Origin of the sequence: Gordonia sp. AC31, from assembly GCF_031844505.1 — a bacterium.
GTDB lineage: Bacteria > Actinomycetota > Actinomycetes > Mycobacteriales > Mycobacteriaceae > Gordonia > Gordonia hongkongensis.
In genome coordinates, this window is record NZ_JAUZVK010000009.1 from 32,013 (window position 1) to 45,034 (window position 13,022).

The window sequence follows — 13,022 nt, forward strand, 5'->3', positions numbered from 1 at the left end:
TGCTGAGCATTGCCTGAGACACCCGGTGATCCACGTCACCGGCGGGGTGTTAGGTTGTGGACGCTCGATCAATTTTTCGCTGGACAAGCCGTGGATTGTTCCAGCGCATGACATGCGGGGGTGTGCATGAGCGGGTCGAAGAGTGCGCGGGTTCTGGCCGGGGTGATCCTCGCGGTGGTCGCGCTGGTGGCGCCCATCGCCGTGGCGGGCGCTGCCCCGGTCGGACCCACCGGCGGCGCCGACGGGGCGCGATGGGCGGCGAGCCACGACGGCCCGCAACCCTATGCCGGCGTCAATGTCACCTGGGATGTGCCGATCCGGATGAGTGACGGCACGGTTCTCCGGGCCAACGTGTACCGCCCGGCCGACGCTCGCGAGCGTCCCACGTCGACGAAGACGCCGGTCATCGTCAACATGACGCCCTACACCAAGCTCATCACCACCGTCGGTTCCGCGGTGATGCAGAACCCGGTGCTCGAGCCCTACCTGCTGCAGATCGTTCGGTCGATCAACCTGTCCGGCACGCCGATCGACGGCATCAACGACATCGCGCACACCATCCGCGACGGCGGCGCGAAGACCTTCCTCGTCGACTTCGATCTCGTGCGCAGCGGCTACACGCAGGTCGTCGTGGATGTGCGCGGCACCGGTTTCTCGCAGGGAGTCTGGGACGTCTTCCAGTCGCGGGAACAGCGCGACACCATCGAGGTCATCGACTGGGCGTCGAAGCAGCGGTGGTCCAACGGCAAGGTCGGGATGTCGGGTGTGTCGTACTCGGCGATCAACCAGATCCAGGCCGCGAACAAGAACCCGAAGGCACTCAAGGCGATCTTCCCGGTAGAGCCGGGCGGAGACCTCATCCGCGACATCGTCGCGCCTGGCGGCGCTCTGGGTGTCGGCTTCCTCCCGCTGTGGCTGACGCTGGTCAACACCACCAAGATGATCCCGAACGTCGCGTCGATGCTGAACGGCACCTTCGACTGGAAGTGGTTGGCGGACCGGATCTCGGACCCGTTCACCTTCTACCCACAGCTGTTCGCCGCACTGCTCACCCCCGACATCCCGTCGGTGCCGCCGAACCTGAAGGCGTTGCTGGACAACAACTCCGAACCGAGGTCCGCGTGGCTCGACCACGCCGACCGCATCACCACCCCGACGCTCATCTACGGCGGCTGGTTCGATCTCTTCACCAACAGCGAAGTCCGGATGTACAACAACATCCCGTTGCCGCCCGGCAAGAAGCAGTTGATCATGGGCGACGGGTATCACCTGACGATCGGCGGCGGCCAAGAGGGCCGGCGGAACACCCCACCCCGGTTGGACGTCCTGCAGAAGGCGTGGTTCGACAAGTGGCTCAAGGGAATCGACAACGGTGTCGACCGCTACGGACCGGTCAATCTCAAGCAGGTCGGCGACTCGTGGATCACCGCCCAGCAGTTCCCGCGCGCCGGGATGGAGCGCCAGCGGCTCTACCTCGATGACCGGCGCAGCGGTACCGCGGCACACGCGGTCCGGGACGGCAGCCTAACCCCCGTTGCACCCACATCCCGCGCTCGGTTGACCATCGCGCCCGGTCTGGCGACGATGTGTTCGCGCGACGCCGCACAGCAATTGGCCGGTGCCCTGGCGATCTTCCCCTTCTGCGCCGACGACGCCCGCATCTCCGAGCGCGCCGCACTGACGTTCACCACTCCCCCGATGACCACGACACGCAGCGTGTCCGGGTACGCCAACGTGCGGTTGAACACCGTGCTCGACGCCACCGACGGATACTGGACCGCCACCCTCAACGATGTCGCTCCCGACGGGACGTCGAAGGTGCTGACATCCGGTCAGGTGATGGCGTCGTTGCGCGGATACGACGAGGCGAGGTCGCAGTTCGCGCCCAACGGCGACGTGATCGATCCGTTCTACGAGCTCACGTTGGCGTCACGCCAACGCGTCGTGCCGGGCCGCCCGGTGAGTGTCGACATCGGCCTGCTGCCGACCGAGGCACTCATCAAACCGGGCCACCGCCTGCGGATCGACGTGTTCGCGATGAACTTCCCGCGCGGTCTGCCGTTGCGTCCGCTGTTGAACGAGTCCGGACTCCGGCCGCAACACATCCAGCTCGACCCGAACCGTCCGAGCTTCGTGAGCCTGCCGTTGTCGACGCCGGTGGGACCCCCTGCTCCCTGAGGAGCGCCCGGAGCTTGCGGAGGGCGCGTCACGAAGGGTCTTCGCAACCCGACTCACCAGGACCCTTCGTGACGCTCGCAAGCTCGCTCCTCAGGGAGCGGGTGGTGACGCCCGCGAGCTCGCTCTCAGTATCTACGGCTTGGCGGTCGTGGACTATGAAAGAACCCGTTGTGTCGGAGCGGGCCCAACCTCCGCTCCCTGAGGAGGCCGGAGCTTGCGGAGGCCGTCACGAAGGGTCCTGGCGAGATGACGTCGCCAACCCTTCGAGGCCCGTCGACCTCGACGCGCTCCTTCGTCGCTTGCTCGGCCCGGCGGCCAACGCTCCTCGTACCTCAGTATCTGCGGCCTGGCTGCCGTCGTGGGGTCGAAAGAACTGCATCGTTGCCGCCCTATCTTGAAGCGCAATCTCTGCCGAACTTGCGCTACTCGCGTGCACTGTGGCGCCGCATTCTCGTGACCGACGAACTTCAACTCGACTCCTAGACTTCGATCGAAGTCCATCGGTCGAGTTGAAGTCTGCCGGTCGCGGGCCCGGCGCCCTCCGTTGTTATCTGCTCTACCCGCAGGCCGCTTTGCGGACTCCGGAACCGCTGAACTGGCGTTCTTTCGGATCAGGGAGCCGGGGTGGGCGCGCCGGCCGCTTCGGCGTCGTCGGCCTGCCGCCCGTACCGAGTGGCCAGCCACGAGCAGATCATGAGCTGGATCTGGTGGAAGATCATCAGCGGCAGCACGATGAGGCCGACGGTGGTGCCGGCGAACAGGACGGTCGCTATGGGCAGGCCGGTGGCCAGGCTCTTCTTGGTGCCGCAGAACTGGATGGCGATCGTGTCGGCGCGGTCGAAGCCGAGCCGCTTCGGGAGCCAGCCGGTGATCGCGAGCATCACGATGACGAGCAGCAGCGAGATGACGGTCACGGCGATCACCTGACCCACCTCCACCGACGACCAGATGCCCTGGACGACCCCCTCGCTGAACGCCACGTAGACGACGAGCACGATGGCGCCACGGTCGGCCAGCTTGGTGATCTTCGCGTGCCGGGTGAAGAACGGGCCGACCCACCGGCGGGCGAGCTGCCCGAGCAGGAACGGCACCAGGATCTGCGCGACGATCTTCAGGACCGACGTCGCGTCGATGCTGATGTCGCCGGCGTTCTGCATCAGCGCGACCACCAGCAGCGGGGTCAGGAAGACGCCGAGGATGTTCGACGTGGATGCGCTGACGATCGCCCCGGCGATGTTGCCTCGGGCCATCGAGGTGAAAGCGATCGAGGACTGCACCGTCGATGGGACCAGGCATAGAAAGAGCAGTCCGGCATAGAGGTCCTCGCCGATCAACGGCTCGACAACCGGTTTCAGCGCCAGTCCCACGATCGGGAAGACGATGAACGTGAACGCGAGGATCGTGACGTGCAGCCGCCAGTGCCGGAGACCTTCGAGCGCCTCGCGTGGATGAAGTCGAGTGCCGTAGAGGAAGAACAGTGCGGCGATCGCGACGATCACCACCCAGTCGAGTGCCTCCGCCGCCGCGCCGCGAACCGGCAGGAATGCGGCCACCGCGACGGCGATGCAGATGGCCAGGATGAAGCCGTCGATCGGAGAACGATCGAGGAGATTCTTGAGAGTACGCATGGATGTGCCCCGAGATCAGTGATGTGAGACGACGCCGGCCGCCTCAGGCCTGGGCCGAGTCGCCTGCGCAGACGCCGCGCAACGAGCAGGCACCGCAGCTGCTGGTGCCGCAGTCGGCCGCCGGGGCCGAGGGGTTCTCGTCGGCGGCATGGCTGTGGGCGTCGCCGCCGGAACAGCAGGAACAGCCCTCGTCGTCGGCGGGTACGGCTGCAGCGGCGCGTACCCCGATCCCGCTGACCAGTCCGACCACCACGAGCGCGGCCACCAGCGCGACGAGTCCGAAGGCCAGTGCCCACCCGCCCGGGACGGCAAGGGTCGCGATGGCCCCCAGCGTGAGGATCACCGACGCGCCGAGAGTGCCCGGTCCGGCGATGCGGTTGGCGATGCGGAAAGCCTCGTCGGACCGCATGGTCTCCGCGGAGCGAACGCCGATCCAACGATTGCGCGGGAGGGTGCCGCGGAGTCCGCGGATTCCTACCACCGCCCAGAGTCCGGCCAGCACGAAGAGCAGTACGGCAACGGCGACGGACACGGCATTCACGACCCACAGCATACGACCGTGCGTCGTACCGAAGTGAATCGGTATCTGACGAGCCGGTGCCGCCCACGTCGGAGGCGACCGGATTGGGGGCGGCGACGGACAGGATTTACCCTGGTCGCGTGACTTCAGCCGAGAAGACGAGCGGCGACACCGCCGGCACGACCGCCCACCGCTACACGGCGGCGGTCGCCGGCGAGATCGAGCAGCGCTGGCAGCAGACCTGGTCCGACGAGCACGCCTACGAGGCGCCGAATCCCGTCGGGCCGCTCGCCGGTGACCTGTCCGCCTTCGGCGGCGGGGACGCCGACGCCGCCGACAAGCTCTTTGTGCAGGACATGTTCCCCTACCCGTCCGGCGCAGGCCTGCATGTCGGCCACCCGCTCGGCTTCATCGCGAGCGATGTCTTCGCGCGCTACCAGCGGATGACCGGCAAGAACGTGCTGCACACGATGGGCTTCGACTCGTTCGGCCTGCCCGCCGAGCAATACGCTGTGCAGACCGGCACCCATCCGCGCACCACCACCGAGCAGAACATCGAGCGCTACCTGGGCCAGATCCGACGGCTCGGGCTGGGCCACGACGAGCGCCGTCGGGTGGCCACCACCGATGTCGACTTCTACCGGTGGACCCAGTGGATCTTCCTGCAGATCTACAACGCGTGGTACGACGCCGACCAGGGCAAGGCCCGGCGCATCTCCGAGCTGGTCGACGAATTCGCTTCGGGCGCACGAGCATTGGGTGGAAGGCACGAGGGGCGCAGCTGGGCCGACCTCTCCCCCGCCGAGCGCACCGAGATCCTCGACGACCATCGCCTGGTGTACCTGAGTGATTCGCTGGTGAACTGGTGCCCCGGACTGGGCACCGTGCTGGCCAACGAGGAGGTCACCGCCGACGGCCGCAGTGACCGCGGCAACTTCCCGGTCTTTCGGAAGCACCTGCGGCAGTGGATGATGCGGATCACCGCGTACTCCGACCGGTTGCTCGACGACCTGGATCTGCTGGACTGGCCGGAGAAGGTCAAGACCATGCAGCGCAACTGGATCGGACGCTCGCGCGGCGCCCAGGTGCGGTTCGACGTGCCCGGCGTCGGCGGCATCGAGGTGTTCACCACCCGTCCCGACACCCTGTTCGGCGCCACCTACATGGTTCTCGCGCCCGAGCATCCGCTCGTCGGCGACCTCATCACCGGAGCATGGCCCGAGGGCACCGATGATCGCTGGACCCGCGGCGGGGCCGACCCCGCGGCCGCGATCGCGGAGTACCGCGCGTCGATCGCCGCGAAGTCCGACCTCGAGCGCCAGGAGAACAAGGAGAAGACGGGCGTCTTCACCGGCAGCTTCGCCGTCAATCCCGTGAACGGAGAGCAGGTTCCGGTCTTCGTCGCCGACTACGTCCTCATGGGCTACGGCACCGGCGCGATCATGGCGGTCCCGGCCCACGACGCCCGCGACCATGAGTTCGCGACGGTGTTCGGACTGCCGATCCGCGAGGTGATCGGCTCCGACACCGACATCGCCACCGAGGCGTACGTGGGCGACGGACCCCTGGTGAACTCCGGGTTCCTCGACGGTCGCAATGTCGAGGACGCGAAGGCGGCGATCGTCGAACGTCTCGAAGCCGACGGTATGGGCACCGGGAGAATCCAATACAAGCTGCGCGACTGGCTGTTCGCCCGTCAGCGTTACTGGGGCGAACCCTTCCCGATCGTCTACGACGCCGCCGGCCAACCCCACGCGCTGCCGGAATCGATGCTGCCGGTGGAGCTTCCGGAGGTCGACGACTATGCGCCGGTGTCCTTCGACCCCGACGACGCGGACAGCGAGCCGTCGCCTCCGCTGGCGAAGGCCACCGAGTGGATGACGGTGGAACTCGACCTGGGCGACGGCGTGCAGACCTACACTCGGGACGCCAATGTCATGCCCCAGTGGGCGGGCAGTTCGTGGTACCAGCTGCGCTACATCGACCCCACCAACTCGGAAACCCTGTGCGCCAAGGAGAACGAGGCGTACTGGATGGGGCCCCGGCCGGCACTGCACGGCGAGAACGACCCGGGTGGCCTCGACCTCTACATCGGTGGCGTCGAGCACGCGGTGCTGCACCTGCTGTACTCGCGGTTCTGGCACAAGGTCCTCTTCGACCTCGGATACGTCACGAGTCGCGAACCGTACCGAAAGCTGTTCAACCAGGGCATGATCCAGGCGTACGCCTACACCGATTCGCGCGGCATCTATGTGCCCGCCGAAGAGGTCACCGAAGAGAACGGCGAGTTCTTCTACAACGGTGAGAAGGTTCGCCGGGAGTACGGCAAGATGGGCAAGTCCCTGAAGAACTCGGTGGCGCCCGACGACATCTGCCGCGACTACGGTGCCGACACGCTGCGCGTCTACGAGATGTTCATGGGTCCGCTCGACCAGTCACGGCCGTGGGCCACCAAGGACGTGGTGGGGTCGCAGCGATTCCTGCAGCGCATCTGGCGACTCGTCGTCGACGAGGAGTCCGGTGCGCTCCGGGTCGCCGACACCGAGCTCGACGACGACACGAAACGGTTGCTGCACAAGACGATCGCCGGCGTCCGCGAGGACTACGACGCGTTGCGCAACAACACGGCGGTCGCCAAGCTCACGGTGCTGACCAACCACCTCACCAAGAACTTCGAGAAGACCGGCGCCCCGCGGGAGGCCGTCGAGGCGCTGGTGATCATGCTGGCTCCCCTGGCCCCGCACATCGCCGAGGAGCTGTGGCACCGGCTGGGTCGGGAGACCCTGGTGGTGCGGACCGCATTCCCGGTCGCCGATGAGGAGTGGCTGGTCGAGGACACCGTCGAGATCCCGGTTCAGGTCAAGGGCAAGGTCCGCAGTCGGATCACCGTCCCGGCCGACGCCGACGAGGAGACCCTGCGTGCCGCCGCGCTCGCCGACGAGAAGATCGTCGCGCTCCTCGACGGCGCCGAACCCCGCAAGGTCATCGTGGTGCCCGGTCGGATGGTGAACATCGTTCCCTGACGGCACCTCTCTGATCCGAGTGGGCCGTACTCATGCTCCCTGAGGTGCGAGCGAAGCGAGCCACGAAGGGCTCGCAAGGTGTCTCACCAGGCCCTTCGTGGCTCGTCGCTTTCGCTCCTCGCACCTCAGGGACCAGAGATCGACGCTCGCTCCTCAGGGATCCTAGGCCGGTCGTATCTACTTCGGCGGCAACTTCCGCGCGTAGTTCGAACCGATCGCAATCCAGCGGGAGAGCTGGCGGTCGGTGGCGATGCCGGCGTCGTCGACGCGTAGCCATCCCCGGAGCTCGCGTTCCGACATCACCATCGGCCGGGTGTGCGGGTACTCGAGGAGGCTCTCGGTCTCCTCGGGTGCGACGCGCACCATGATCCCGCCCTTGCCGCTGGCAGCGACGGCCATGTTGCCGTTGATCAGAAAGGCCAGCCCGCCGAACATGCGCTTCTCGTCGAGGCCGCACTCGGTCGCCAGCAGAGCACGGATGCGGTAGGCCAGTTCCTCGTCGTACGCCACCGGTCCACATTATTCGGCTTCGGTCACGAACCGGGACTTGGCAACGAACTTACTGCGCAGTAAGGTACTGCCATGGCGATCAACCTGGAGCTCCCGAAGAAGTTCGATTCGACGGTCGAGCGCACCCACATGGCTGCCGAGCACCTCTTCCGGCCGATCTCGCGCAAGTACGACCAGGCCGAGCACGAGTACCCGGTCGAACTCGACGAACTGGCGAAGCTCGCCAAGCAGAGTCGCTCCACGGAGAAGTCCGCCGACGCCGAGAAGTCCGCCTCCGACGCTCCGTCGGTGAACGGCGCGAACATGCGCGGCCTCCTGTCGGCTCTGGAGATGAGCTGGGGCGACGTGGGCCTGCTGCTCTCCATTCCCGGTCAGGGCCTGGGCAATGCCGCGATCGCGGCCGTGGCGAACCCCGAGCAGCTCGAACGCTTCGGCGACGTATGGGCGGCGATGGCCATCACCGAACCGAGCTTCGGTTCCGATTCGGCGGCGGTCTCCACGACCGCGACCCTCGATGGCGACGAGTACATCCTGAACGGCGAGAAGATCTTCGTGACCGCGGGATCGCGCGCCGACCACGTCGTCGTGTGGGCGACCATCGACAAGAGCGTCGGACGCGCGGCCATCAAGAGCTTCGTCGTGCCGATGACCACCGAGGGCGTCACCGTGGCCCGCCTCGAGCACAAGCTGGGCATCAAGGCCTCCGACACGGCCGTCATCCGGTTCGAGAACGCGCGGGTCCCCGCCGAGAACCTGCTCGGCTCGCCGGAGATCGACACCAAGAAGGCCTTCGGCGGGGTCATGCAGACCTTCGACAACACTCGTCCGGTGGTCGCCGCGATGGCCATCGGGCTCGGTCGCGCCTCCCTGGAGGAGCTGCGTCGGATGCTGGAGGAAGCGGGTCACGAGATCGACTACGACCGTCCCGCGTCGTCGCAGCACGCCACCGTCGCCGAGTTCATCCGCCTCGAATCCGATTGGGAGGCCTCGTGGTTGCACACGGTGCGGGCGGCGTGGATGGCAGACAACAAGCAGCCCAACTCGACCGAGGCATCGATGTCGAAGGCGAAAGCCGGTCGGACCGTCACCGACATCACCAACAAGACCGTCGAGATCGGTTCCACGGCAGGCTATTCCGAGACGTCACTGGTGGAGAAGTGGGCGCGTGACTCGAAGATCCTCGACATCTTCGAGGGCACACAGCAGATCCAGCAGCTGATCATCGCCCGGCGCATGTTGGGGAAGAGCTCGACCGATCTGACGTAGTCCGGGTGTCGTCGAACGTCCTCAGACCTGCGCGATGAGCCACGCCGCGATCGTCTCGGCATTGTCGCGGTCGGTGGCCACGCCCGCATGCCCGGTGAACCGGTCGGAATACGTGACGCGCACCCCGGCGCGCCGATAGGTCTGCACCAGACCGGACACCAGCGGTTGCGGCGACACGGTGTCGACGGTGCCCGAGTCGATGCGGACCGGTAGCCCTCGAGCAAAACGCAGACGGTCGACGTCGTTGTCGCGCAGCACTTTCAACAATGCGGCCTTCATCTCGTCGCCGCGCGGTCCCAGGAGCTGGGCCGGCGCGAGGCCGCCGAACGAGTCCGGTGAGGTCAGGTCGGCGTAGCAGCGGGCCTCGACCTGCGGACGGAGCCTGCTCGCCGCCGCGCTGAGCCCGCCGTTGGACATCAACTCGTCGAACTCGGGATCGGCTGCGGCCGCGCCATATCCGATGAGAGCGGCCAATCCCATCAGTTCGTTGATCGCGGGACCGGACACCGGAACGTGGGACGCCCCATCGAGGAGCGCGGCCACCTGCGTCGGCGGTGCGAGTGCCGACACCGCGCGGAGTCGGAGGTCACCCCATTCCGATGACGGCCGCGCCGCGGCGGCCAAGGCGGCGACGGCGCCCTCGGAATGCCCGGCCACGACGACGTCGCGGCCGATCCGTCGGTCGTGATCCGCGACGGCCAGCGCCATGTCGACCGTCGATCGCGCCAGCGAGTCGCCGATGAGATACGGGTGCGGCCCGGGCCCGCCGATGCCCTCGAAGTCGGGCCGCGCCACGGCGAATCCGGCGTCGAGCAACCGGCCGACGATGCCGTCACCTGACGTCATGCGGGGAAGTTCGGAATGACCGGCATGGGCCTGCGACGGCGCGCATCGGTCTGCAGCGCCGACCGTCATGTGATTCCACACGGCGAGCGGCCAACCCCCGGCGGGCGGCCGCGTCGACGGTGTGAGCAGCGTGCCGGTCATCTCCGTCGGGAGACCGCGGATGGACGTCGAGCTGTATCGCACGCGCAATGTCGAACCCGCTTGGGGGAGTGCGATGACCGGGTCCGTCACGGTCTCGGAGTCGACGATGCGCGGGACCACGTGAACACCGGCCGGCGAATCCGGCCCCGGACCTCCCGCCCTGGCGGGAGCTTGCACGGTCAGGGCCGTGGCGAAGGTCAACGCGACTCCGACGACTGCGGCGAGAAGCCGTCGGCCGCCGATCGATCTCTTGTCCTTCGCAAGCAGGGTAGGCAACGTCACCCGTAGCAGAGTAACCGGGATCCGGGTGCGCCGCGCCGCCTCTGCGGGTCGCAGCACAGATCAGCGCAGGAGACGTTGGCGCAGTGCGGCTTCGCGCGCGAGCCGTTCGGCGTCGCGGCGGCGGCGCTCGGCCATGATCGCCGACAACACGTCTTCGAACGGGGCGCCGGGCGGGGGAGCGGGTGCGACGAACGGCGCGACGTCGAACACGATCCTCCGGGCGGCATGGGCTCTCGGCTCGGGCTTCATGCCGTGGCGGCCGTTGAGGAACTGGCGGATGATCACCGCGAGTGGGTCGGGGAGGGCGGCCATGTCGGCGGACACGGCCCACGAGTGCAGGCCGGGTGGCATCTCGATGGGTGCCTGCTCGACGAGCCGGTGGCGGTCGCGGATGACGTAGGTCCCGGCGAGCAGGTCGCCCAGGCGCTTGCTCTTGCGCGAGATGGCCGCCGAGATCAGCGCTGGGAGTCCCAGGCACGCATACAGTTCGACGAAGCCGACGAGTGCTCGGGTCAGGGAGTGGCGGAACCCGGTCGGGCCCGCGTCATCGCGGACTGTTCGGAGGCCCAGGACGAGGTGTCCCACGGTCTTCCCCGGGGTCACGGTCTCCAGCAGCGTCGGGAGTGCGACGACGGCGACGATCGGGATCAGGGTGTTGATGGTTCCCCGCCACGCCTCGCTGGCCTCGCCGGCGACCTTGAACGACATCCACCACAGGAACAACCACAGTCCGAACCCCAGCAGGACGTCGATGATGCCGGAGAGAATCCGGTAGCCGAGGTTCGCCGGCGGGAGTGCGAGAGCGACCGCCTCGCCGGAGACGAGGTCGTTGCGTCCGACGCCGACTGTCGTCGTGGCGCCCGCGCCCCACGCGACCGGACCGGGTCGGCCGGCGACGGGTGCACCCGGGCCCGCGGGGGCCCGAGGCGGCACTGGACGAGACATCACGCCTCACCCTACGACGCAATTCGTCGACAGGGCATCGGGAACTCACAGCCCCGACGTCCGCTGAATGACACGTGCCGCGGAGGTGAGAATGCCCGATACGCTGGCCGAGTGGATCTCGACGCCTATGTGTCCGCGCACCGCGCGACGTGGGAGCGGCTCGATGCGCTCTCGCGGCGCCGCCGACTCACCGGTGCCGAGGCCGACGAGATGATCGACACCTACCAGCGGGTGGCCACCCACCTGTCGGTCATCCGCTCGACGGCGCCCGATGCCTCGCTGGTGGCATACCTGTCGGGCCTCCTGGCCCGCGCCCGCGGTCGCGCCACCGGAACCCGGGTCAGCACGCCGGCGACGGTGATCGAGTTCTTCACCCGATCGTTCCCCGCGGCCCTGTACCGGATGCGCTGGTGGTGGCTCTCGGTGATGGGCGGGTCCCTCGGTGCGGCCGTGATCATGACGTGGTGGGTGCTGGCCCACCCGCGGATCGAGAGTTCGTTCGCATCGCCCGCGGAGATCGAGCGTCTCGTCACCAACGACTTCGAGAACTACTACAGCGAATACGAGGCGACGTCGTTCGCCGCTCGCGTGTGGACCAACAACTTCTGGCTGGCCGCGCTGTGTATCGCGTTAGGGCTCTTCGGGTTCCCCGTGATCTGGATGCTCTACACGAACATCCTCAATCTGGTGGTCGTGGCGTCGATCATGATCCGGCACGGTCGTGGTGACCTGTTCTTCGGACTGATCCTGCCGCACGGAATGCTCGAACTGACCTGCTTGTTCGTCGCTGCGGGCGTGGGCCTGCGGATCTTCTGGGCCTGGGTGGCCCCGGGGAATCGAACGCGTGCAACGGCTCTCGGGGAGGAGGGCCGGGCAGCGGTCGGTGTCGCGCTGGGTCTGGTCGTCGTGCTGCTGCTGTGCGGGGTCATCGAAGCGTTCGTCACGCCGTCCCCGCTGCCGACCTGGGCCCGGATCGGGATCGGCGTGACGGCGTGGACGCTCTTCATGTCGTACGTCTTCGTCGCCGGTCGCCGCGCGTACGAGTACGGCGACACCGGCGATCTCGACGAGGCAGCTCGCGGGCTCACCGTCCCGACGGCGAGATAGCGGCCCGTCGACGTCGAACCGGAATGGAACGACGCCTACGATCACCGGAAAGGGTCGACGACGACGAAGGGGAACACTCTGATGGCCACTCGCAAGGGATCACTGGACGCTGTCTCGCTGCTGGGCGGGGGACTGGCCGCCACCGGGGTTGCGCACTTCATCAAGCCCGAGATCTTCGCCCCGATCACCGAGCCGGTGTTCCCCGACGACACCACCACCTGGACCTACCGCAACGGTGCCTGCGAGACCGCCATCGGCCTCGCACTGGTGTCGCCGCGGACCCGCCGGCTGGGCCTGGCCGGGCTGGCCGGCTACGTCGGGTTCCTCGGTTACCGGGCGGCTCTCGCGAAGAAGTGATCCTTTGCTCCTCAATCCGAAAGATTGACCTGACCAGTGCTCCCTGAGGAGCGCCCGGAGCTTGCGGAGGGCGCGTCACGAAGGGTCTCGCAAGGCGTCTCACCAGGCCCTTCGTGGCTCGTCGACCTCGACGCGCTCCTTCGTCGCTTGCTCGGCCCGGCGGCTTGCGCTCCTCGCACCTCAGGGAGCAGAGGGGACGGCACCTCTCGGGCTAGGAAC

Annotated in this window: 10 protein-coding genes; 5 read left to right on the forward strand and 5 right to left on the reverse strand. The window is 67.5% G+C overall.

Annotation, left to right across the window (positions count from 1 at the left end; all coding sequences use genetic code 11):
* The first annotated feature begins 126 nt into the window (after positions 1-126).
* The gene (locus tag Q9R39_RS12635) at positions 127-2,178 is read left to right on the forward strand and encodes a CocE/NonD family hydrolase (RefSeq protein ID WP_058253760.1); all 2,052 of its coding nucleotides are present in this window, start codon (positions 127-129) and stop codon (positions 2,176-2,178) included.
* A gap of 611 nt (positions 2,179-2,789) precedes the next feature.
* Here the strand turns inward: Q9R39_RS12635 and Q9R39_RS12640 are convergent.
* Positions 2,790-3,806, reverse strand: coding sequence for a bile acid:sodium symporter family protein (locus Q9R39_RS12640; RefSeq protein ID WP_078113891.1), 1,017 nt, complete (start codon positions 3,804-3,806; stop codon positions 2,790-2,792).
* A 43-nt stretch (positions 3,807-3,849) separates the two neighbouring features.
* Positions 3,850-4,359: an SdpI family protein gene (locus Q9R39_RS12645; protein WP_065630867.1), complete on the reverse strand. Its 510-nt coding sequence runs from the start codon at positions 4,357-4,359 to the stop codon at positions 3,850-3,852.
* 107 nt (positions 4,360-4,466) lie between these two features.
* On the opposite strand from Q9R39_RS12645, the gene leuS reads away from it, so the two are divergent.
* Positions 4,467-7,349, forward strand: a complete 2,883-nt coding sequence (gene leuS, locus Q9R39_RS12650; RefSeq protein ID WP_311277586.1) for a leucine--tRNA ligase — start codon at positions 4,467-4,469, stop codon at positions 7,347-7,349.
* A gap of 177 nt (positions 7,350-7,526) precedes the next feature.
* Here the strand turns inward: leuS and Q9R39_RS12655 are convergent, their stop codons facing one another.
* A complete protein-coding gene (locus Q9R39_RS12655) occupies positions 7,527-7,859 on the reverse strand; it encodes a TfoX/Sxy family protein (RefSeq protein ID WP_065630869.1) in 333 nt (110 codons plus the stop codon).
* 72 nt (positions 7,860-7,931) lie between these two features.
* Here Q9R39_RS12655 and Q9R39_RS12660 point away from each other — a divergent pair, with 72 nt between their 5' ends.
* The gene (locus Q9R39_RS12660) at positions 7,932-9,125 is read left to right on the forward strand and encodes an acyl-CoA dehydrogenase family protein (protein ID WP_058253755.1); all 1,194 of its coding nucleotides are present in this window, start codon (positions 7,932-7,934) and stop codon (positions 9,123-9,125) included.
* Between the two features lie 21 nt (positions 9,126-9,146).
* Here Q9R39_RS12660 and Q9R39_RS12665 read toward each other — a convergent pair whose 3' ends face one another.
* Together Q9R39_RS12665 and Q9R39_RS12670 are read right to left on the reverse strand one after the other, a co-directional pair.
* Entirely contained in the window at positions 9,147-10,394 is a 1,248-nt protein-coding gene (locus Q9R39_RS12665) for a lipase family protein (RefSeq protein ID WP_254859782.1), read from the reverse strand.
* Between the two features lie 60 nt (positions 10,395-10,454).
* Entirely contained in the window at positions 10,455-11,339 is an 885-nt protein-coding gene (locus Q9R39_RS12670; RefSeq protein WP_065630871.1) for an RDD family protein, read from the reverse strand.
* 111 nt (positions 11,340-11,450) lie between these two features.
* Here Q9R39_RS12670 and Q9R39_RS12675 point away from each other — a divergent pair, with 111 nt between their 5' ends.
* Entirely contained in the window at positions 11,451-12,446 is a 996-nt protein-coding gene (locus tag Q9R39_RS12675) for a stage II sporulation protein M (protein WP_068970385.1), read from the forward strand.
* Between the two features lie 81 nt (positions 12,447-12,527).
* Positions 12,528-12,803: a hypothetical protein gene (locus tag Q9R39_RS12680; RefSeq protein ID WP_065630873.1), complete on the forward strand. Its 276-nt coding sequence runs from the start codon at positions 12,528-12,530 to the stop codon at positions 12,801-12,803.
* Positions 12,804-13,022: the final 219 nt, after the last annotated feature.